The sequence below is a fragment of the Actinoplanes regularis genome (assembly GCF_900188005.1).
Taxonomy (GTDB): Bacteria; Actinomycetota; Actinomycetes; order Mycobacteriales; family Micromonosporaceae; genus Actinoplanes; species Actinoplanes regularis.
In genome coordinates, this window is sequence record NZ_FZNR01000032.1 from 1 (window position 1) to 20,968 (window position 20,968).

General features: G+C 70.3%; 16 protein-coding genes. 8 read left to right on the forward strand and 8 right to left on the reverse strand.

Translation table 11 applies throughout. From position 1 onward, the window contains the following. Nucleotides 1-801: 801 nt before the first annotated feature. The gene (locus CHC09_RS41490) at nt 802-1,374 is read right to left on the reverse strand and encodes a hypothetical protein (protein ID WP_089298760.1); all 573 of its coding nucleotides are present in this window, start codon (nt 1,372-1,374) and stop codon (nt 802-804) included. 32 nt (nt 1,375-1,406) lie between these two features. Then, nucleotides 1,407-2,138, reverse strand: a complete 732-nt coding sequence (locus CHC09_RS41495) for an alpha/beta fold hydrolase (protein ID WP_089298761.1) — start codon at nt 2,136-2,138, stop codon at nt 1,407-1,409. A 160-nt stretch (nt 2,139-2,298) separates the two neighbouring features. On the opposite strand from CHC09_RS41495, the gene CHC09_RS41500 reads away from it, so the two are divergent. Beyond that, complete coding sequence (locus CHC09_RS41500) at nt 2,299-3,093, forward strand: hypothetical protein (RefSeq protein ID WP_143232882.1); 795 nt, start codon at nt 2,299-2,301, stop codon at nt 3,091-3,093. Between the two features lie 106 nt (nt 3,094-3,199). Here CHC09_RS41500 and CHC09_RS41505 read toward each other — a convergent pair whose 3' ends face one another. Beyond that, a complete protein-coding gene (locus CHC09_RS41505) occupies nt 3,200-6,145 on the reverse strand; it encodes a glycosyl hydrolase (protein ID WP_089298763.1) in 2,946 nt (981 codons plus the stop codon). Between the two features lie 246 nt (nt 6,146-6,391). Between CHC09_RS41505 and CHC09_RS41510 the strand changes: the two genes are divergently transcribed. The 3 genes from CHC09_RS41510 to CHC09_RS41520 are packed head-to-tail and all read left to right on the forward strand — an operon-like array spanning nt 6,392 to nt 9,419. Beyond that, on the forward strand, nt 6,392-7,381 hold the full coding sequence (locus CHC09_RS41510; protein WP_179277511.1) for an efflux RND transporter periplasmic adaptor subunit: 990 nt from the start codon (nt 6,392-6,394) through the stop codon (nt 7,379-7,381). Next, nucleotides 7,378-8,127 (forward strand): ABC transporter ATP-binding protein, encoded by a 750-nt coding sequence (locus CHC09_RS41515; RefSeq protein ID WP_089298764.1) that lies wholly within the window; start codon nt 7,378-7,380, stop codon nt 8,125-8,127. Before CHC09_RS41510 ends, CHC09_RS41515 begins: the two co-directional genes overlap by 4 nt. Further along, nucleotides 8,124-9,419, forward strand: coding sequence for an ABC transporter permease (locus CHC09_RS41520; RefSeq protein WP_089298765.1), 1,296 nt, complete (start codon nt 8,124-8,126; stop codon nt 9,417-9,419). The genes CHC09_RS41515 and CHC09_RS41520 overlap by 4 nt, the downstream gene beginning before the upstream one ends. A 72-nt stretch (nt 9,420-9,491) precedes the next feature. Here the strand turns inward: CHC09_RS41520 and CHC09_RS41525 are convergent, their stop codons facing one another. Together CHC09_RS41525 and CHC09_RS41530 are read right to left on the reverse strand one after the other, a co-directional pair. Next, nucleotides 9,492-9,920 (reverse strand): SHOCT-like domain-containing protein, encoded by a 429-nt coding sequence (locus CHC09_RS41525; protein WP_089298766.1) that lies wholly within the window; start codon nt 9,918-9,920, stop codon nt 9,492-9,494. 41 nt (nt 9,921-9,961) lie between these two features. After that, the gene (locus CHC09_RS41530) at nt 9,962-10,324 is read right to left on the reverse strand and encodes a DUF2089 domain-containing protein (protein WP_089298767.1); all 363 of its coding nucleotides are present in this window, start codon (nt 10,322-10,324) and stop codon (nt 9,962-9,964) included. Nucleotides 10,325-10,457: 133 nt separating this feature from the next. Here CHC09_RS41530 and CHC09_RS41535 point away from each other — a divergent pair, with 133 nt between their 5' ends. Both CHC09_RS41535 and CHC09_RS41540 read left to right on the forward strand, forming a co-directional pair. Beyond that, nucleotides 10,458-12,200, forward strand: coding sequence for a histidinol-phosphate aminotransferase family protein (locus CHC09_RS41535; RefSeq protein WP_203833428.1), 1,743 nt, complete (start codon nt 10,458-10,460; stop codon nt 12,198-12,200). Then, entirely contained in the window at nt 12,197-13,027 is an 831-nt protein-coding gene (locus CHC09_RS41540) for a phosphatidate cytidylyltransferase (protein WP_089298769.1), read from the forward strand. The genes CHC09_RS41535 and CHC09_RS41540 overlap by 4 nt, the downstream gene beginning before the upstream one ends. Nucleotides 13,028-13,039: 12 nt before the next feature. Here the strand turns inward: CHC09_RS41540 and CHC09_RS41545 are convergent, their stop codons facing one another. After that, nucleotides 13,040-13,903 carry a hypothetical protein gene (locus CHC09_RS41545; protein WP_089298770.1) on the reverse strand — a complete coding sequence of 288 codons (864 nt, stop codon included), beginning with the start codon at nt 13,901-13,903 and terminating at the stop codon, nt 13,040-13,042. Nucleotides 13,904-13,953: 50 nt separating this feature from the next. Between CHC09_RS41545 and CHC09_RS41550 the strand changes: the two genes are divergently transcribed. Together CHC09_RS41550 and CHC09_RS41555 are read left to right on the forward strand one after the other, a co-directional pair. Continuing rightward, nucleotides 13,954-14,691: a helix-turn-helix domain-containing protein gene (locus tag CHC09_RS41550; RefSeq protein WP_089298771.1), complete on the forward strand. Its 738-nt coding sequence runs from the start codon at nt 13,954-13,956 to the stop codon at nt 14,689-14,691. Continuing rightward, nucleotides 14,688-15,926 (forward strand): MalY/PatB family protein, encoded by a 1,239-nt coding sequence (locus CHC09_RS41555; RefSeq protein WP_179277512.1) that lies wholly within the window; start codon nt 14,688-14,690, stop codon nt 15,924-15,926. Before CHC09_RS41550 ends, CHC09_RS41555 begins: the two co-directional genes overlap by 4 nt. Nucleotides 15,927-16,022: 96 nt before the next feature. Here the strand turns inward: CHC09_RS41555 and CHC09_RS41560 are convergent, their stop codons facing one another. Both CHC09_RS41560 and CHC09_RS41565 read right to left on the reverse strand, forming a co-directional pair. Beyond that, nucleotides 16,023-16,820 (reverse strand): hypothetical protein, encoded by a 798-nt coding sequence (locus tag CHC09_RS41560; protein ID WP_089298773.1) that lies wholly within the window; start codon nt 16,818-16,820, stop codon nt 16,023-16,025. 214 nt (nt 16,821-17,034) lie between these two features. Next, nucleotides 17,035-20,865 (reverse strand): nSTAND1 domain-containing NTPase, encoded by a 3,831-nt coding sequence (locus tag CHC09_RS41565; protein ID WP_089298774.1) that lies wholly within the window; start codon nt 20,863-20,865, stop codon nt 17,035-17,037. Between the last annotated feature and the right edge of the window lie 103 nt (nt 20,866-20,968).

Below are 20,968 nucleotides of genomic sequence, written 5' to 3' on the forward strand. Positions count from 1 at the left end.
ATCGACACCAGGACGAGCAGCCCAAGCCTGCCTTGGCTACCCCTGCCACCAGCCGGTAGCAGGGAAAACTGCTCCATCAAAGCGGGGGAAACTCAGGCACCGAGCTGACTATGCTCCGGGGTCAGCCGACATTCCGCTCGTCGCGGACATGCTCAGGCGGATCGGCGACATCGACTGTCCAGATATTCCGCTGAAACGTGCAGAGCAAAGACTCCGTTCCTACGCTGACGCGAGCGACCTAAATTATTTCGCTGGTAATGCACTCCTGCATACTGACCTGAACAATGCCAACATCATCGTTGGCGAGCGCGGAGCCCACATCGTGGATTGGGGATGGGCGACTCGTGGCGCCCCCTGGCTCGACGCAGGGTATTGGATTATTTGGCTTATCGCCTCCGGGCATGATCCACGTTCAGCCGAGCAGTGGGCCATGCACGTGCCTGCGTGGCAGACGGCACCAGATCGAGGTGTCAGGGCATTCGTAGAGGCAAACTCCCGGCTGTGGTCAGAAGTCGGCGGAGCGCATCCCGACGCCTGGACTGGTCGCCTTGTCGACGCCTCCGAGGCCTGGCGCGAGTACACGTTGACACGCCGTTCGGTGTCAGATGCGAGCGGCTAGGAAGCAGCGGATCACTCAGACGCCGAGCATCTCTGACGCTCGCCAGCCAGAACGGGTAACAAAACAGGTAACAGAGCCATCGGGCTTGCGGCTTAAGCCGCAGAGGCCCTGGTAGATGGCAGAACAGCGCGCCCGGCAGGATTCGAACCTGCGCCCGACGGATTAGGAGCCCGAAGATCCTCTCAGGCCAGGCCCAGCATCCATTCCAGGCCGTGGCGGGCGGCGGCGACGCCGGGCTCGCGGGACTGCGCGGTGAAGACGAGCACCCGGCCGTCCTCGCGCGGGTACAGGTAGATGCCCTGCCACCAGGCTTCGCCCTCGTGTTCGTACGCCGCCTCGACGACTCGCACGCCCGAATCCATCTCGCGGCGGGCGACGACCGTCTGGCCCGGGGCGATCATCGCGTCCGGGTCGGGGACGTGAGCCGGGCCCTGCACGAAGATCGACGCTTCGTGCTCGCCGACGAGACAGTACGGGTCAACGGTCGACTCGACGTTGAAGCCGGGCGGCCAGGCCGCGTTGAACCCGCTGGTCTCGATGACCCAGAACGGGTGGTCCGGGCCGGCCTCCACGTCCACGACGCCGGGAACACCGTGCGCGTCCGCGGGGTCGACGAGCGCCTTCGCCGGGCCGTCGGCCCGCCAGTTCGTCACCATCACGGCGTCGGACGCGGCGTCGGCGCGTTCGAAGGTGTACGGCCAGTGCGGCACCAGCACCAGGCCGTGACCGCTGAGGCGGGCGAAGACGTGTCCCATGGACGCGCACTGTAGTCACCGCGGCGGGCCGGTCAGGCCCCGGCCAGCAGCAGCGATGCCAGCTCGGCCGGACGGCTGAACATCGGCCAGTGCCAGGTGGGCAGCTCGGTGTGGCGCCAGTTGTCACCGGCCATGTGCCGGAAGAGCGGCGCGCTCGCCGCCAGCGCCTCGATCTGCGCCACGCTGAAGCTGCAGCTGATCGAGGACCGCGGCAGCTTCTCCCAGGCGCCGGTCAGCCGCATCGGCGCGGTGGCGGTGGCGTACGGCTGAGGTGTGCAGTGCTCGGCGAGCCGGCGCAGCGTCGCCCCGTCGACCCCCTCGACGCCGGCGGCGAGGTCGGCCCACGGCGGTGGCGGCAGCAGCCAGCCGTCACCCTGCTCGTCGACGACGACCCGGTCCCGCGCCGCCTGCTCCGGCCCGGCGAAGTCGGCCTGGGCGGCGCCGTCGGGCAGCGGGCCGGTGTCGACGTACACCAGCCTGGCGATCCGCTCCGGGATCCGGTCGGCGGCGTTGGTGGTGACCAGCCCGCCGTAGCTGTGGCCGACCAGCACGACGTCGTGCAGGTCCTCCCAGCGCAGCAGATTGACGACGTCGTCGGTGTGCATGGCGAGGTCGACCGCGGGCGAGGCGAGGTGGGAGCGCTCGGCGAGGCCGGTGAGGGTCAGCGGGTATACGTCGTGGCCGTGCGCCCGGAGCGTGTCGGTCACCGGCCGCCAGGCCCAGCCACCGAGGAAGAAGCCGGGAACGAGAACGAAGGTCGTCATGCCACCGACCCTACGATCCATTCCGGACAGTTTCTGTCCGCATGGCCGGAGAAGCTCATGGAATAGCCGACTGTTGCCGGTTCGTCGGGTGCGGCACTGAACCGATGTTCTGTGATGGCGCGGTGACAGACGGTTGCATCGGGTTGAAAGTATGTGCGCCATGACCTTGGATGGTTATCAGGCGGAGGCGGTCGCCGACCTCGAACGCCATGTCCACTACCTGGTTTGCGCCATGGAAACGGCGAACTACGAACATCACCTCGCGGGGTATCCCGACGATTTGTTGTGGCAGTCGCACCAGCGTCTGGACCTGCTTGCGGGACGAGCGCTGTGGTCGCTTGCCGATGCCTGCACGATTCTTGACGAGCGCCGGCTGCTCGACATCCTGGCGGAGCTTTCCCAGGGCGACCGGGATGCTCTTCGTGTCGGCCTTGCCGCACGTGCCCTGAGTGGAGACCACGAGATCCACCGAAGAATGCTGCTCCGTCTGCTGAAGGATGTTGACCGCCATGTCGCGCCCCCGGCAATCCGGCAGCCGCAGGCCAGCCAGCCAGCTGTGATGGATGAGCAGGATGAGTTCCCGCCCCGATGCGAGGGGCTTTCGTCCGGAATGGGCGTGCTACGGCGAGCGTTCCTATTTATCGGCATAAGTGTACTCGCTGCTGCCGGTATTTCGCCGCTCGCCGCGATCGCCGCCGGTGATCCGATCGTCCAGGAAGTGATCAAGGCGACGATTACTACCACGGCGACAAGCGCCGTATCGATTCCTGCTCAGCATTTACTTCTCGCCGGCGATCGCGACGCGTCCGGTGAACAGCCGCTACCGCCCGTTCACGTAGCGGGACAGAGGAAGGATCCGGTCGCCGGGTCGGGTCTGAGCAGGCCGTTCTCCGGCGGTCAACGGGACGGTCGCGGCGTCCATCGGCACCCTCACGGCCCGAGCTTGGCCGGCTGACCTCACGAGTTCGAGGCAATGCCGTTCTTGAGATAGGGCATGGCCCGCACGCCGAGCCGTGGAGCGCCGCATGGTTCTCACCACGCGGCGCTCCCGGGGTGTCAGGTCACTGATACGGCAGGGTCACCGTGGAGAGTGCTCCCAGCGACACCGTGCTCGGCGCGGAGCCGATGGCGCTCCAGATCTCCACCTTGACGGTGCCGTTCACCAGGTCGCCGAAGGCTCCTGTCGTGGTGATCTGGCCGGTGGCGTCGGTGTACCGCTCCCACCCGGTGACCGGGTCGGTGGCGAAGTAGCGGAACGTCTCGACCCGGTCGAAGCTGCCGTTGCCGGTCAGGTCGTACGAGACGCGGACCTGGGTGGCGTTGCCGACCGAGGTGCCCGCGTCGACCGAGATGCCGAACGCGGTCGCGGCGCCGGAGCGGTACGCCAGGTTGAGCCCGGTCGCGGTGAACGTGGTCGGCGAGTGCGGCTGGTTGTCGTTGACGCCGGACGCCTTGACCACGGTCGCGGTTGCGGCCGTACCGGCGGAGCTCGCCAGCACACCGTCGGCCTGCAGGTAGCGGACCGCCCCTCCGCCGGTCGGCGGGCTGGAGGTGGTCGGGGTCGGGGTCGGGCTGGTGCTGGTCGTCGGCGAGGGGGTCGGGCTGCTGCTGGTCGTGGGCGAGGGGGTCGGGTTGATTCCGCCGCCGGTCGCGTTGCCGCCGGCGAAGTTCACCGCGCCGCTGGCGACCGTCTGCCCGGCCGGCACCGCCAGCACCTTGCCGTCCGAGAACGTCACCGTCAGCGCCGCGTTGGTGATGTTCGACGCGACGTACGTCTTGGCGCCGTTCTTGCTGAACACCCGGTACAGCGGGTGGTTGGCGGTGACGGTGAGATCGGTGGTGCCGAGCGCGGCCAGGTTACGGATCCAGTGGAACGTGTGCGCCCTGGTCTCGCCCTCTTCCGGGGTGTATCCGCTGTTGGCCCGGAATTTGGCCAGTGCCGCGTCGCCGTCGCCGAGCGCCAGGTACTGCCAGGCGATGTCCTGCCAGAGTGCCGGTTCGTGCCCGGCGTTGGTGACCATCTCGGCGTAGTTGCGCTTGACGTACGCCGGGTCGTTGCCGAGGTAGAAGTGTCCACCGGTGACCGGCAGCATGTTGATGCCCTGGATCTGCTCGGGTGCCGCGGAGAACCAGGTGGAGTACGCGCCGCCGTCGCCCCAGACCATGCCGACGGTGCCGTGGCCGAACGCCGACGGGAAGTTCTCGTCGTGGGTGTCGAACCAGTACTCGTTGATCGCGGCCGACTGCGTCGTCCAGATGAAGATGCCGGCGTCGCGGATCGCGGTGTTGCCGGTCGCCTGTCCCCACTGGATCAGGCCGTTGGCGAAGTTCATCCCCTCCGACGAGGACTCCTGATTGTTGCCGGCGAAGAACGCGCCGTGCCCGGCCGCCCAGTCGTGCCCGGCGTAGATGTCGAAGTCCCGCAGGTACGGGAACCGGTTGTCACCGCGGTCGTAGTTGTTGGCGTCGCGGATCAGCAGGTCCACCATGCCGCCGTAGCTGGAGTTCGCCGCCCAGGACGGATCGAACTTGGCGAGCGTCGCGGCGGCGGCGATGAAGTAGCCGTAGTGGAAGTGGTGGTCGTTGAGCTCGGCGTCGGAACCGTACGACGCGGGGTAGCCGATCAGCGTGCCCCAGTTCCGGTCGTAGTAGAACAGCTTCTCCGTCTTGCCCTGCGTGGCGGTGAACCACTCGGTCAGCTTGGTACGGATCGCCGCCAGCGCGGTGTCCCGTACGTCGGTCCGGCCGAGCTGGTCGGCGATCTCCGCGATCCGCGCGCCGACGCCGAGCGCCTTGCCGGTCCAGTAGGTGTCGTTCCCCAGCACGTTGACCGGGTTGGCCTTGACCTGGTCGAGGTAGGAGTTGAGCGTGGTCAGGTCGGCGCCGGTGCTGTCGGCCACCGCGGGCACCTCGGGCAGCACCCCGTTGAAGACCGCCGAGGTGGTGTAGGACGAGGCGCCGACGAGGTTCTTCATCGCCCCGCGGGCGGTGACGTAGGTCTGCGCGATGGGCGTCGCCCCGGTCAGCGCCCGCCACTGGTGCGGGTAGAGGCCGATGACGGTGCCGGTACCGGAGCCCTCACGCGCGGTGGTGGTGTACGTGTACGTGGTGGCGACCCGGCTGGTGGCCTGGTTGTAGGCGTACGACACCCGGGTGCCGGTGACGTGGTTGTGCGCATAGGTGCCGAAGCTCGTGGCCAGCGTCGTCTTGTCCGCGCTGCTGGTGGACGGCGTGGTCGGCAGCACCGCGATGGAGAAGTAGCCCTTGCCCGCCAGGGTGGAGGTGATCACGTTGCCGCTGACCGACCAGGTGGCGCCGGTCGGCGCGTACGCGACGTAGTCCTTGCCGGCGACCGTGTAGCCGATCCGCGCTCCGCTGTTGGACCAGACGGTCGGCGTGCTCTTCGCGGTGATCTGGGCGTTGCCGCCGGTGATCTGGAAGTACGCGAAGGGCAGGCCGTGGCCGATGGTCGCCTTCATGGTCCGGGTGCCGTCGCTCCAGTACGGCGTGACGGTCCAGTCGGTCCAGGAGTCGACCAGGGTCCGCGGCGCGTTCAGCCCGGCCACCCCGGCGGTGAAGTCCTCCTGGTAGATGTAGTGGTACTCGCCCACGCCGGTGGCCGAGCCGCTGATCTGCGGCGTGGTGTTGTAGGAGAAGCCCAGCCCGCCCGCGGTGGTGTCGTAGCTGGTCGGGTGCGCGTGCAGGTTCTCGCTGTAGGCGCAGTCGAACTTCTTGTAGACCAGCGACGACCACCAGTCGTTGGTCGGCACCGGCCCGGCCGGGGCGTTGGCGGTCATGAACTGGCGGGGGTTGGTGGCCAGGTCTCCGCAGCCGGTCGGCAGGCTCGCGCCGGCCGGCAGGGTCTCGGTGTAGCTGGCCGCCCCGATGGTGGCCGCGTCCGCCGTGCCGCTGAGCGCCACCGCGCCCAGTCCGGCCGTGACGACCGCGACGGCCGCGAGGGCGAGGACCCTACCCCTTGTTCTCGTACGTCGGACGACAGATTCCATCACGCCTCCACTGAATTCGACCCGGGGCAGCCGCTCGTGAGAGCGCTCTCTGGTGTGCCTGGCACTGTAGGGGCGGCATTGTGTGACGTCAATGTTTCCGGCTTCTTAACACCGTGTACTGAAAGTAACGTCCGCTCCGCTCGCTGTGATCGGTGCAGGTCGGTTACAACCTGTGACCTTTCTGTGTGTTGCGTCGGTCCGGTAGCCTTCGCCGCGCTGTTGATCGCATTGACGACGGGGGATTCCGTGTTACTTCGCAGGCGTGCCTTGCTGAGCCTGGTGGTGGTCCTCTCGGCCGCCGGCTGCTCGTCGTCCGGGGAGACCACCGAGACTCCGGGCCTCGCCGATCGGGGCACGGTGCTCACCACGGTCAAGCCGACCCGGCAGAGCCTCAGCAACAAGATCAGCCTCAGTGGCAAGGTGACCATCAACCCGGTCTTCGGGATCGTCGCGCCCGCCGACGGCGAGCTGCGGTGGGTCAGCCGGTCGCTGCCGAAGACGACGGACAAGTTCCCGGTCTGGGCCGCGAGCGTGTGGCACGACGGGATCCCCACCCGGGTCGAGATCCCGGTCGGCTCCGTCTTCGCCGGGCGGCTGATGGAGGACCACGCGACGGTCACCAAGGGGATGCCGGTGCTCTCGGCCACGCACGCCGGGTACGGGATCGCGGCCGACATCGACAGCGCGCAGGCGTACCGGATCTCCGGAGCGATCAAGCAGGTGCAGGCACAGATCAAGAACGGTCCCGGGCCGTTCAAGTGCTCCGCGCTCGGGACGATCGCCGCGTTGCCGGCCGGGACGGTGCCGGAGCCCGTGGCGAACACCACCTCACCCACGCCCAACGCGTCCGCCCAGCCCGGGCCCGACCCGGAGGCGGACCAGAGCGGCTCGACCGGGTCGGAGCCGACCGGCATGCGCCTGGTCTGCGTACCGCCGAAGAGCGTCAAGCTGATCAACGGCGCGGACGTCACCCTCGAGGTGATCACCGACAAGGCCTCGAACGTGCTCGTCCTGCCGGTCGAGGCGGTCGCCGGGGCGCAGGGCAAGGGCAAGGTCGACGTGGTGACCGGCGAAGACCAGACCCGCAAGACCGTCGACGTGACGCTCGGCATCTCCGACGGCAAGGTCATCGAGATCAAGAAGGGGCTGCGCGGCGACGAGACCATCGCCGTTCCCGGCCCGGACCTGCCGCCCGCCGACCCGGCCGCCGCACCGAACGGTGAGGGGACCAAGTGACCTCGCTGATCGAACTCGCCGGGATCACCAAGGTCCTCAAGGGCCAGAAGGAGCCCCGGACGATCCTGGACGGGGTCGGCCTGACCGTCCGGGCGGGCGAGAGCGTCGCGATCGTCGGGCGCTCCGGCTCCGGCAAGAGCACGCTGCTCAGCGTCCTCGGCCTGTTCGACCGGGCGGACTCGGGGACCTACACCCTGGACGGGCGGGACATCAGCAAGCTGCCCGAGCGGCATGCCGCGAAGCTGCGCAGCTCGCACTTCGGGTTCGTGTTCCAGCGGTTCTTCCTGCTCAAGCACCTGACCGCGGCGCAGAACGTGGCGATGGCGCTGGTTAACGGGCAGGGGTGGCTGCCGCGGCGCGAGCGCCGCACCCGGGTGATGCAAGCGCTCGACCAGGTCGGGATCGCGCACCTGGCGAAGAACCGGCCGGCCAAGATGTCCGGTGGCGAGCAGCAGCGGGTGGCGATCGCCCGTGCCCTCGTCCGCGACCCGCGGATCCTGCTCGCCGACGAGCCGACCGGCGCCCTGGACACCGAGACCGGGACGGTCGTCATCGACGCCCTGCAGGAGGCGACCACCCGCGGGTGCGCGCTGATCCTGGTCACCCACGACCGCGACCACGCCGCCCGGATGGGCCGCATCGTCGACCTGCAGGCCGGTGTGCTCACCGAGCGGGTCCCCGTGCTCGCCGGCGCGGGTGTCGACGCGCCCACCACCGAGCTGCCGCGGATCGGCGGTCCGGCATGATGCGTCTCTCCGGCCGGCTGCGCTCGGCCATGATCATCGGCGGTCAGGGCATCCGGGCGCGCAAGCTGCGCACGCTGCTCTCCATGGTCAGCCTCTTCCTCGGCGTGCTGGCCGTCGTCGTCGTCCAGGCCGGCGCCGGCATCGCCGAGCGCCTTCAGCTCTCCGACATGGAGCTGCAGAACGGGATCGACGGCACCAAGGTGCTCTACGGTGTGCCGTCGGCGGCCGGGGCGAGCCAGGCGGTCGCCGACACGCTCAAGGGCCGCCAGGACGCGGTCGCCATGTTCAGCATGAACGCCGTCATCGGCGAACCCGGCGTCCGGCCGGTCAACGAGGGCGGCGCCCCGTTCGACCAGGACTGGGGCGGGGTGCAGGTCTGCGACGCCAGCGGCAGATGCGTCGACGAGAACGCGGGCAAGCCGAAGGGCCAGGCCATCGAGCTGCGGATCACGGCCCTGACCGGCGACATCCGGCCGTTCCGGCCGTACCGCCCGAAGTCCGGTCAGTGGCTCGACTTCACCACCACGCCGCAGCTTGCTCCGCGCCTGGTGCTGAACGAGGAGGCCGCGAAGGGCTTCGAGCGGTACCACGTCCCCGCCGAGATGCGCATCACCGGGGCCCCGCACAACATGACCCCGCAGCTGATCGGCGTGGTCAAGGACGGCGACTCCCAGCCGCACGCCTATCTGCGGCTGGACGAGCTGACGAACTGGCTGCCGCTCGATCGCATGACCGATCCCAGCAGCGGTTACACCGACGTCCAGGTGGCCCTGGCCGGCTCGACGCCGGTGGAGTCGGTGCTGATCGCGAAGCTGAAGGCCCTGAGCGGCGGCGCTGACATGTCCGCGGAGCCGATCAACTCCCGTAAGGAGATGGAGGACCAGCTCGACCTGATGCGCGTCATCTTCCTGGCGATGGCGAGCCTGGTGCTGATCATCGGCTGCGCCGGCGTCCTGAACGTCGGGCTGGCCACGGTGGGGGAGCGGGTCGAGGAGTTTGCCCTGCGCCGGGCGGTCGGCACGCCCCGCGCGGTGCTGGCCGGCATCGTCCTGGCCGAGAACCTGGTGACCGGCCTCTTCACGGCCGCCGCGGCGATCGGGGTGAGCGTCGCGGCCCTGAAGGCGGTGACCGTCGTGCTCGGCCCGTCCGAGCCCTTCCTCCAGGGCGTCGAGTTCCCGTGGTCGGCGGGGGTCTCCGGGGTGATCGCCGGGCTGGTCGCCGGCATCCTCGGCGGCTTCATCCCCGCCATCCGCGCCGCCGGCATCCCGATCGCCACCGTCATGCGGGCCTGACGCGCCCGTCGACCGTTTCGCGGGGCGCCCGGCCACCGAGGTGGCCGGCCGCCCCGCTGTTCGTCGTCGTGCTCACTCGGCGAAGATCCGTACCTTCGTGTCCCTCTCCTCGACGTCGATGGTCATGTCGGCCAGGTGTCCCACCAGCTCGTCGAGGTCCTCGGGCTTGAGCTGGGTGACGTCGATCGGGACGTTGTTCTTGCGGAGCGCCGCGTTGATCTGCTCCTTGGCGCCGCCGGGGAGCAGGCTGGCCAGTCGCACCCCGGCGCGGAGCAGCTGGAACGGCACGCGGATGTTCACGTTCGTCGGCGTCTCCTTGCCGCCCTCGTGGTCCTCGACGAGGACGCGCAGGTACCGGGGGTTGCTGACGGTGGCCTCGGCGCCGTAGGCGACCGGGGTGGTGGGCTGCTTGTCCAGCGCGGCGATGAGGCGGTCGGCCTCTTCGGCGCTGATCTGGCCCTCGGCGAGCATCTGCAGCACGTGCAGGCGGTTGTCGGTCACTTCTCTCTCCTCTGTACTCGCTGAGCCGGAGCCGGCACGGATCACGACTGGGCCTCCAGTTCCCGGATGGCCTCCGCCGCCGTGATCTCGCCGCGCTTGAGGCGCTGGATCACCTCGGAGTGCGAGGGCGCCGGATCGGTGTCGACGAACTCGAGACCGCTCGCGATCCGGTTCAGCCGGTTCTTCACCGTGGGGTAGCTGATCCCGAAGACCCGCTCCATCTCCTTGATGGAGCCGTGACAGCGCACGAAGGCGGTGACGAACACCTGGTCCTCGACGCTGAGCGCGGCCAGTTGCGGAAGCTCGAACGCACCCTCGACAGCCACCCCCGTCTCGGCCAGCCGCACCCGCTCGACGATGAGCGGCTGCCCCCCGGTCAGCTTGGTGAGTTCCTGCCACTCCATCTCCGGCCTCCTTGATTTTCTCAAGTATGGACTTAACTTTCTCAACTTTTCAAGGCTTGCTGTGCCAAGTTCTGAATCCTTCGGCATGTTGGTCGATATCTCTAAGATCTTGAGCGTGACGAGGGGAGACCACGTGGTTTCACGACGGCTCGGTCTGCGGCCGGGCACCGCGGCGGATCGGGATTGGATCTTCGAACTGCGGCACACGGTGTACGCCGAGGAACTCGGCCAGCACGCCGTGAACCCGGCCGGCCGGCTCCGGGACGCCCTGGACGACCACGACGTCGTGTACCTGGTGGCCACCGTGGGCGGGGAACCGGCCGGCTTCGTGAGCATCACGCCGCCGTGGACCGGCCGCTGGTCGCTGGAGAAGTACCTGTCCCGTGCGGACCTGCCGGTGCTCGACGAGCCCGACGTGTTCGAGATCCGCATCCTGACCGTCGCGGCACCGTGGCGCAACACCGGGGCCGCCGGCCTGCTCATGTACGCCGCCCTGCGCTGGGTGCAGTCGCGTGGCGGCCGACGGGTGGTGGCGATGGGCCGCACCGCCCTGGCCGACATGTACCGGGCCGCCGGCCTGCGCCCGACCGGCCACACCGTGGTCTCCGGCGAGGTCACCTTCGAGGTGATGTCGGCGCGGGTGGACGACCTGGCGGTCCTGGCGCGACAGCGCTACGCGGCGGTGCTCGACCGCCTCTCCATCGACCTGGACTGGCGCCTCGACCTGCCGATGCGCGACGGGTCGGACGGCTGCTTCCACGGCGGGGCGTTCTTCGACGGCATCGGGACCGACTTCCGCAGCCTCGACCGCCGGCACCGGATCGTCGCGGCGGACGTCCTGGACGCCTGGTTCCCACCGGCACCGGGCGTGCTGCGGGTGCTCGCCGAGGATCCGGCGTGGCACGCGCGCACCTCCCCGCCGGTCGACGCGGACGGTCTGCGGCGGGAGATCGCCGCGGCACGCAATCTGCCGGCCGACTCGCTCACCCTCGGAGCCGGATCCTCGGACCTCATCTTCCGCGCGTTCCGCCAGTGGCTCACCCCGCAGAGCCGGGTGCTGCTGGTCGACCCCAGCTACGGCGAGTACACCCACGTGACCACGGAAGTGATCGGCTGCCGGGTGGACCGGCTGACGATCGGCCCGGCCGACGGATGGCGCATCGACACCGAGCGTCTCGTCGGCGCGCTGGCCGGGGCCGACTACGACCTGGCGGTCCTGGTGAACCCGAACAACCCGACCGGCGGGCGGCTCCCGGCGCGGGTGCTCCGCGACGCGCTCACCCGCGTGCCGACTCGTACCCGGATCTGGGTCGACGAGGCGTACGCGGGCTACGCGGGCCCGGACCAGTCCGTCGCGTCCCTGGCCGTCCAGCGCCCCAACCTGGTCGTCTGCACGACGATGTCCAAGATGTACGCCCTCTCGGGCCTGCGGGTGGCGTATCTGACCAGCGACGCGCTCACCGCCGCCGCCCTGCGCCGGTGGACGCCGCCGTGGGCGGTCAGCCTGCCCGCGCAACTCGCCGCGGTCGCGGCACTTGGCGACCCGGAGTACTACGCGGCACGCTGGGCGGAGACCGCGGTACTGCGGGCCGAACTCGCGGAGGCGCTGCGCGCGGTCGATCCCTCGGTGCCGGTCGAGGAGGCCGTCTCGAACTTCGTCCTGGTGACCCTCCCGGCGGACGGCCCCAGCGCGGCCGAGGTGGTCGCGGCCTGCCGCCGCGACGACGTGTACCTGCGCGACCTGTCACCGATGTCGCCGGTGTTCCAGGGGCGAACCGTCCGGATAGCCGTTAAGGACCGCGCCGGCAACGCCCGGATCGTCGCCGCCTACCGGGCCGCACTCGCCGCGACCCGGGAAAGCGTGTCCACCCGATGATCACGGTCGGCACGCTGGTGCCGTACCTGGCCGTCGCGCTGGGCGCCGGCGCCGTCGCGGTCCTGGCGTCCCGGCGGCGGGACCTGATCCAGCGGTGGTGCGCGTGGGCGGTGGGGATACCCCTGGTGACCGGCGCGTTCTGGCTGGGTGCCCCGGGCGCCGCGGCCGTCGGTGCGGCGGCCGCATGCATCGCCGCCCTCGAGTTCGGGGCGACGCTGCGGGCGCCGTGGCTGGACCGGGCCGCGCTGGTCCTCGCCTTGCTCGCACTCATCGGCACGGCCGGGCTCAGCCCCGGGCACGTCCTGCGCGCCGCGGGCGCCGGCGTGCTGCTGGTCGCAGCCGTTCCGGTGCTGACCGGCGACGCCGCCGGTGGCCTGCGCCGGGCGGCCAACGGCGTCCTCGGCCTGATCTGGCTCGCGCCGCTGGCCGCGACGGTGCGGTTGGGGGCGGTCACGCTCCTGCTCTTCGCCGCGGTCTCGATCGGTGACATCGCCGCCTACGTCGCCGGACGGCGCTTCGGCGGCCCGTCGCTGTCGCCGCTGTCACCGGCCAAACGCTGGAGCGGAACGCTCGCGGGCGGGTTGGCGGCCGTCGGCACCCTGGCCGTCTTCGGCGTCTTCACCCGGGACCTGCCGACATCGCTGATCATCGGTCTCGTCGTGGCCGTCACGGTCGGTGCCCCGCTCGGGGACCTGTTCGAGTCGATGATCAAGCGGGGCGCCGGGGTCAAGGACACCGCCTCCTGGATTCCCGGCTCCGGCGGCCTGCTGGACCGCATCGACTCCCTTCTGCTCGCCCTGGCGATCGTGCTCCTGATGTCCTGGTGAGACCGATCAAAATCAGCTCAATCTGCCGTACGACGTGAGCGTACGAACCGCCTGGAGCGTGACGACGCCGCGCCACTCCAGCCGCGCGGCGTCGCTCGGCGGCTCCCAGGTGATCGGCCACCCGCCGTCCTCCTGCTGGGCCGCGGCCAGGTGCTCGAGGTGCGCGTCGAGCTGACCGTCGTCGAACAGGCGCCGCCACGGGGAGTCCGCGGCCGGGGCCACGTTCAGCGGGCCCAGGCCGTACTCGCCGGGTTTCGGCATGGCCTGGAACAACGGCGAGTCGATCATCCGTTGCACGACCGCCGTGGCGGCCCGCTCGGCTCGCTGCCGATCCGGCACGTGCGTGAGGAAGACCAGGACCTCGGAGAGCGCGTGCGTCTCGTCGGGCAGTTCCCCGGACTCGATGACCCGCCAGCAGAACCGGGTCGCCGTCTCCCGCCACGAGTGCTCGAAGCCGAGCTGGTGGAGCAGGCCGGCCAGGCCGGCGGTCGGGTTGACACCCGGCTGGTACGTCCAGTCCGTCCAGTGCGCCGCCCGCGGGTGCTCCTCGATCACCGGAAAGGCGAGCGGAACCGCGCCGTCCGTCGTCACACCCTGGAGGAAATCGCAGGCGGGGCCGAGCAGTCCGGTGTCGCGGACACCGGCCGCGGCCAGGGCCTGGAAGGCGACCTCCACGTCGATCGGCAGGCTGGCCGGGCAACGCTTGTCCGGTTCCAGGCCGTGGCCGAAGCCACCGTCGGCGTTGCGGTAGCCGCGCAGCACGTCGACCACGCCGTCCGGAGCGGCGCCGTGGAACAGGGTGTCGAACAGGCGGCGTTCCAGCAGGCGGCCCTCGGCTCGCAGGAATCCTTCAGCGGCACGGAAATCAGCGGTCATGCATGAGACGCTATTGGTGCCCGGCACCGTTCGTCTTGTAAGAATCGGACATGAGCTACGTCGAGTGGGCGCCACCGGAGAGCCTCCGTGGTGCCGTCGCGTGCCTGTGGCGCAGCACCGTCCCGCAGCGTGTGAGCCGGATGCCGATCCTGCCGGACGGCTGCGTCGACCTGATCTGGCAGAGCGGGCACGGCGCGTTCCTGGCCGGCCCGGACACCGGACCGGTGCCCGACGAGGTCCCGTCCGGGCGGACGCTCGTGGGCGTGCGCCTGCGGCCCGGCGCCGGCGGCACAGTGCTCGGCATGCCGCTGGAACCGTTGCGGAACCTGCGGCCCGGCCTCGCCGCGCTGCGCCCGGAGACCGCCGGGCGGCTGCCGGGCGACCTGACCCCCGCCGAGGCACTGGGCCGGCTCGTCACGCTCACCGGCCGGCTCTCCGAGGAACGCCCGCCCGACCCGGCGATGCTCGAGGCCGCGCGGTTACTGCGCGACCCGCACCTGCGCGTGCGTGAACTCGGTGGGCGGCTCGGCCTCGGCGACCGGCAACTGCGGCGCCGGTTCACCGCGGCGGTCGGTTACGGGCCGAAGACCCTGCACCGGGTGTTCCGCTTCCGCCGCTTCCTGAGCCTGCTGACCGAGGGGACCGGCCCGCACTCGATCGGTGAGCTGGCGGTGCGCGCCGGATACGTCGACCAGGCCCATCTCAGCCGGGAGACCGTCGAGTTCGCCGGTCTGCCGCCCGCCGCGCTGGCCCGCCGCCTCAGCACTTCCTCCAAGGTCAGCGGGTGAGTGGGGTGAATCCGCTCGAGGAGTTGACCCTGGCGCGGCTGCGGTCCCGGACCAGCCTGAAGTGGACCACCCACCCGCCCGACGTGCTGCCGCTGTGGGTCGCAGAGATGGACGTCCGGCTTGCCCCGGCCGTGGCCGTGGCCCTGCGGGAGGCGATCGACGCCGGTGACACCGGCTACCCTTCCGGGCACGGGTACGCCGACGCGCTCGCCCGCTTCGCCGCGGACCGCTGGGGCTGGGGCGGGATCACGACAGGCCGGACCGCGGTAGTTCCCGACGTCATGATGGGCATCGTCGAGGCGTTGCGCCTGGTCACCGAGCCCGGCGACGCGGTGATCGTCTGCCCGCCGGTCTACCCGCCGTTCTACGCGTTCCTCGCCCACGCCGGCCGCCGGGTGGTCGAGGCCCCGCTCGGCCCCGGCTGGCGGCTCGACCTGGACGTCATCGAGACCGTCGCCGCCCGGCACCGCGCGAAGGCCCTGCTGCTGTGCAGCCCGCACAACCCGACCGGGGTCGTGCACACCAGCGCCGAACTCACCGCGCTCGCCGCGCTTGCCCGGAGGCACGACATCCGGGTGATCTCCGATGAGATCCACGCGCCGCTCGTGCTCAGCGGCGCGCGATTCGTTCCGTATCTCAGCGTCCCCGGTGCGGAGAACGCGTTCGCGCTCCTGTCCGCCTCCAAGGGCTGGAACCTCGCGGGCCTGAAGGCGGCCCTGCTCGTCGCCGGCCCGGACGCCACCGCCGACCTCGCCCGGCTCCCCGAGGAGGTCGGTCACGGCCCCAGTCACCTCGGCGTCCTCGCCCACACGGCGGCCTTCGCCCACGGCCGGGCCTGGCTCGACGACCTGCTCGAGGGCCTCGACCGCCAGCGCGACCTGCTCGGCTCCCTGGTCGCCGAGCATCTGCCGCAGACCTCCCTGGTCCGCCCGCAGGCGACATATCTGGGCTGGCTGGACTGTCGTGCGCTGGGCCTGCACACCGGGGACGGCGCCGGCGTGGTCACCGACCTCGACGGGCCGGCACGCCTGTTCCTCGACCGGGCGCGGGTCGCGCTCAGCTCCGGGCATGTCTTCGGCTCGGGCGGGGCGGGCTTCGTACGCATCAATTTCGCGACGTCGGAAGCGATCCTGCGGGAGGCGCTGCGCCGCATGGGCGCGGCCGCCTCCGGAGCGCCGGCGCCGCGCGGCACCGACACCCGTGAGCGGGCCGAACCGGCTCGCCGTAGGACGTGAGCGTGCTGCCGTGCCGTGGCCGGGTGTGAATACGACGCGGCCCCCGGAACGTGTTCCGGGGGCCGCGGCAGAAAGCCGGTTGGTCAGCTGACGCTGTTACTGGCGGGTCCAGGTCCAGTCGCGGATCAGGACCTCCTGCTGCGGACCCGAGGTCGCGTTGGCGCCGGGGTAGAGCGAGATGGTCTCGGCCTGCAGGCGGGCGGAGACGGCCGTGGCCCAGCCGCTCTTGGTCGTCCGCGAGTACGGCGCGTTCATGTTCACGCCGTCGATAAGAAGCTCGACCTTGCTGTTGACCGGGTCGACCATCAGCGAGACGTTGTGCCACGCGGTGTCCGGCTTGAGGTATCCGGCGGCGGCCCAGCTGTTACCGGTCCAGACGCGGATCTGGCCGAAGTTCGACTGCCACGGGTTGAGCACCCACTGGAAGGCGGTGCCGTGGTCGACCTTGGTGTTGATGCCGTCCCAGACGAACAGGCCACCCTCGACGGTCTGCGCGTTGCGCGGGCCGCCGGCGGTGGACGGCACGTACGGCATCTGGAACGAGAAGCCCGCCTGGTGCACCGTCTGCATCATCGACACGTCGGTGATCCGCTTGAACGAGATCGCGTGCGCCATGATGCCGCGCTTCAGGACGTTCGCGCGCAGGAGGGAGTCGGTGCCACGGTTCTCGAGGGCGATGTCGGCGTCGTTGACCGGGGCCTGGCCGGGGGCGGCGTACACGCCGTCGCCCACCACGTTGGTCCAGCCGGTCAGGTCCGCGCCGGACTCGGTCACCGCGGCCAGCGCGGGCACCTGGAAGCCGGTCGACACGACGGCTCCCAGGGCGACACCCGCGGCGAGCACGGAGAGGAAACGGCGGCGGCCGGTGACGGTGCGGGGTTTCAGGTTTTCCACAGCCACGAAGCTAGTTGGTGTATTTGCGAAAAACCTCGGCCAATCGGGCAAGACGGGATCAGGTGGATGATGGCCCAAATTTTGCCGTATCGGTTGTCGCAACGATGCAGACCACGGGATCTGTTGAACGCGCGGAAAGCGGCCGCGGAGCCCGCTGCCGCGATCACCGCGTGTACGGCCGTGACGGACGGCGACGGCTCGTCGAGGTAGAACGTCAGTGCGCCGGCTGAGGGCACGCTCGCGGGCCGGAGCCGGCTCGCGGCAGGTAGGTCGTGCGTTCGCCAGGGGTGAGATCACGCCCGAGGTCGCGGCAGATGAGGTCGGCGGCGGCGGCCGGCGTCAGATCGACGTTGTCCCATAGCCGCACGTTGCCGTCCGCGCCCGCGCTGGCCAGCTCGAGCCCGTACGGACGGTAGGCCACCATGTTGACCCAATTGGTGTGGCCGGTGAGGGTCCGCGGTATGCCGGTGCCGAGCTCCCGGAGCAGTACCGTCCCGTCGTCGCCGGCGCTGGCCAGATACCGCATGTCCGGGCTGTATGCCACCGCGAACACCTCGGTGGTGTGGTCGGGCAGGGTCTGTGGTTCGCCGGTGTCGAGGTCCCAGATCCGTACCGTCTTGTCGCGGCTCGCGCTGGCGAGGTGTCGCCCGTCCCGGCTGTAGGCCAGCGCGGTCACCGTTTGGGTGTGGCCGGCCAGGAGACGGGATTTCCACGTGTCGAGGTCCCAGATCCGGATGTCCTTGTCGCGGCCGGCGCTGGCCAGGTGATGTTGGTCCGGGCTGTACGCCACCGCGGACACCCAGTCGGTGTGGCCGCTCAGGAGATGGCACTTTCCGGTGTCGAGGTCCCAGATCCGTACGATCTTGTCGCGGCCGGCGCTGGCCAGGTGATGTTCGTCCGGGCTGTACGCCACCGTGGAGACCCTGTCGGTGTGGCCGGTGAGGATCCGCGATCGTCCGGTGGCGACGTCCCAGATCCGTACCTTCTTGTCGTCGCCGGCGCTGGCGAGATGTCGCTTGTCCAGGCTGTAGGCCAGGCCGCGCACGGTGCTGGTGTGGCCGGTGAGGATCCGCGATCGCCCGGTGTCGAGGTCCCAGATCCGTATCTTCTTGTCGGCGCCGGCGCTGGCCAGGTGGTGTCCTTCCGGGCTGTACGCCACCGCGGACACCTTGTCGGTGTGGCCGGCGAGTAAGTGTGAGTCTCCGGTGTCGAGGTCCCAGATCCGCACGGTCTGGTCGTACCCGGCGCTGGCCAGGTGATGTCCGTCCGGGCTGTACGCCACCCCGTACACCTGGTTGGTGTGGCCGGTGAGGGTCTCTGATCTTCCGGTGTTGAGGTCCCAGATCCGTACGGTCTTGTCGTCGCCGGCGCTGGCGAGGTGTCGCCTGTCCGGGCTGTAGGCCACGGCGGACACCTTCTCCGTGTGTCCGGTGAGGGTCTGTGATGTTCCGGTGGCGAGGTTCCAGATCCGTACCGTCTTGTCGCGGCTGGCGCTGGCGAGATGTCGCCCGTCCGGGCTGTAGGCCACGGCGGACACCTTCTCCGTGTGTCCGGTGAGGGTCCGTGATGTTCCGGTGGCGACGTCCCAGATCCGCACCGTGTTGTCGTTGCCGGCGCTGGCCAGGTGTCGCCCGTCCGGGCTGTAGGCCACCGCGGATCCGTGCTCGGTGTGGCCGCCGAGGGTCCGTGATGTTCCGGTGTCGAGGTCCCAGATCCGTACGGTCTTGTCGTCGCTGGCGCTGGCCAGGTGGTGTTTGTCCGGGCTGTAGGCAACGGCGGACACCGCTTGGGTGTGTCCGGTGAGGGTCTGTGATGTTCCGGTGGCGAGGTCCCAGATCCGCACCGTCTTGTCGGCGCTGCCGCTGGCGAGGTGTCGCTTGTCCGGGCTGTAGGCCACGGCGAACACCGCTTTGGTGTGTCCGGTGAGGATCTGCGGCTTTCCGGTACCGACGTCCCAGATCCGCACCGTGTTGTCACTGCCGGCACTGGCCACATGATTCCCGCCCAGGCTGTACGCGACCCTGGACACCATTTCGGTATGGCCGGTCAGGATACGAGCGATGGGCCGGGAGACGGCGGTGTAGAGGCTTTCGACGGCTTCGGCCGTCGTGGGGCCAAGACGGTAGGCCTGCACGGCGAGCAGATCAGCCAGTTCCGAGTTGCGGGGCAGCATGGCCGTCGACTGCGCGGCGAGCTGCCGTGACAGGGATTCCCGGCGGGCGTCGACCGCGGTGTGCCGCTGCCAGGTCGCGACGCCCGCGGCGACCAGGGCGATGGCGAGCAGGCCGGCCAGGACCGTGTTCAACCGGCGTGCCCGCCGGATCCGGGCCTGCTGGTCGTGCCGGCTGGCCTGAAGGAACGTGGCGATGCCGTGGGGCAGTGGCCGGTGGGCCGACCAGTCGACGCCTTCGGCGAGGTCGCTGCCGTGCAGCAGGTCGTCGGGGGTGGGATGCCGTGCCCAGTGCCGGTGCCGTTCATCGGTGCGGCGCAGCCAGTCCTGGAACCGGTGGTCGCGATCGACCCATTCGCGCAGCTGCGGCCAGTCTCGGATCACCGCGTCGTGGATCAGTTCCGCCACCGGCGTCCTGGCCTCGTCGGTGCCGGCTGGATCCGGGCCGGTGGCGCGGCTCTCGGGAAGGGCGCGGGTGGTGACGATCCGGTGCCCGGTCAGGGCGGCCAGGACCCGGTCGACGGTCGACGCGCCGGCCGGCTCCGTGGCACCGGTGACGGCCGGATCGAGCAGTTGCCGCAGGGTGTCCACCGGGACCTGCTGCCGGACGGCGGGCACGCCACGTTCGGCGTCGGCGGGACGCACCAGCGCGGTCAGCACCTGTTCGGCGCAGTCTCGCTCCTGCGGCGACAGCTGCTCGATGGCCGCGGCGCACCAGGCCGTCAGCGCGCCGCGGACGCCGCCGACCCGCTGGTAGGCGTCGCGGGTCAGCCGGGTGCCGGCCCGCCGATCCCACACCTGGCACAGGGTCAACTCCAGTAGCGGCAGGACCGTGACCGGCACACACCGGGTGGTGCCGGTGTCGTAGCCGGCCAGCACGTCGGCGACGATCCGCTCCGGCAGCCCGGGCTCCCACACCAGCCCCGCCGTCCGCGCGGGTTCGACGATGATGTCGCGCACCTGCTCCACGCTCAGGCCGGCGGGCAGGTCCACCAGCGTCAGCCCAGCGCGAAGGTCAGGGGCCTGTGCCGCCAGTTGCGGGTAGAAGTCGTCGCGCATGACCAGCATCAGCGTCACTCCGGGCGTGCCGAGCGCCGCGGTCAGTTGCACGAGCGCCTCGCGCCGGATCGGTTCGAGATCGGGACTGGTCAGCGGGGTGAGAAGTTCCTCGAACTGGTCGATGACCAGCACCAGGCGGCACTGCGGCGGCTGCCCGGCCAGCCGCTGAGACAGGGCCGCGGGCAGCGACGTATCGGCCCCGGGCAGGCCGGCACGCTCCAGTTCGGCGAGCAGGTCCTGCCGTGGCCGGACGGACACCCGCAGCCATTGGTCACTGCCCGGCAGTGCACCATCGCCCAGCGCGGGCAGTACCCCGGCGTGCACCAGCGACGACTTGCCCGAGCCGGACGGGCCGAGCAGGAGCACCGCCGACTGCCGGGCGGTCAATGCGGCGATCACCTGATCGACCGCGCCGCCGCGGCCGTGGAACCAGACCGCGTCGTCTTCGCCGAATGCCTCCAGCCTGCGGTACGGATCTCCCGCACTGGCCGGCATCGCCCCCTGGGCGGCGATGCCGGCCAGGGTCCGGGTGTGCGCGTCTCGCCACTCCTGCAGGTCCGGTTCCCGGGTGGTGCCGGCATGCCGGGCACACGCCCGGACGAACGTCTCCACGAAAGCCCGGTCCGGGACCGCTGTACCGGTCACCTTCGCCTGGATCGTGGAGTGTGCCTGCGGTGCGCCGAGTTTGCCGAACAGTCGTTCCAGCTCCCGGAACGACGGATTGCCCGACTCGATCCGGAACTGCTTCAACCGTTGCTTGAACAGCAGGAGCGGGTCGGCGTCCTCGCCGGCCCCGTCAACAGGCGGCTCCGCCATACGGAAACCGTAACGCCGGCCTCCAGCGGCATGTCCGCAATCCGTTCAGGTGCCTCGACGGACACCCGCCGGACAGCTGACATGGGCTCCGTCAGCCACCCAC

Bases quoted from the DNA above. Each gene is read 5' to 3' on its own strand.
- CHC09_RS41500 (WP_143232882.1), top strand. From the start codon at position 2,299: ATGACCTTGGATGGTTATCAGGCGGAGGCGGTCGCCGACCTCGAACGC.
- CHC09_RS41490 (WP_089298760.1), bottom strand. From the start codon at position 1,374: ATGGGACACGTCTTCGCCCGCCTCAGCGGTCACGGCCTGGTGCTGGTG.
- CHC09_RS41530 (WP_089298767.1), bottom strand. From the start codon at position 10,324: ATGGAGTGGCAGGAACTCACCAAGCTGACCGGGGGGCAGCCGCTCATC.
- CHC09_RS41520 (WP_089298765.1), top strand. From the start codon at position 8,124: ATGATGCGTCTCTCCGGCCGGCTGCGCTCGGCCATGATCATCGGCGGT.
- CHC09_RS41545 (WP_089298770.1), bottom strand. From the start codon at position 13,903: ATGACCGCTGATTTCCGTGCCGCTGAAGGATTCCTGCGAGCCGAGGGC.
- CHC09_RS41540 (WP_089298769.1), top strand. From the start codon at position 12,197: ATGATCACGGTCGGCACGCTGGTGCCGTACCTGGCCGTCGCGCTGGGC.
- CHC09_RS41565 (WP_089298774.1), bottom strand. From the start codon at position 20,865: ATGGCGGAGCCGCCTGTTGACGGGGCCGGCGAGGACGCCGACCCGCTC.
- CHC09_RS41505 (WP_089298763.1), bottom strand. From the start codon at position 6,145: ATGGAATCTGTCGTCCGACGTACGAGAACAAGGGGTAGGGTCCTCGCC.
- CHC09_RS41495 (WP_089298761.1), bottom strand. From the start codon at position 2,138: ATGACGACCTTCGTTCTCGTTCCCGGCTTCTTCCTCGGTGGCTGGGCC.
- CHC09_RS41550 (WP_089298771.1), top strand. From the start codon at position 13,954: ATGAGCTACGTCGAGTGGGCGCCACCGGAGAGCCTCCGTGGTGCCGTC.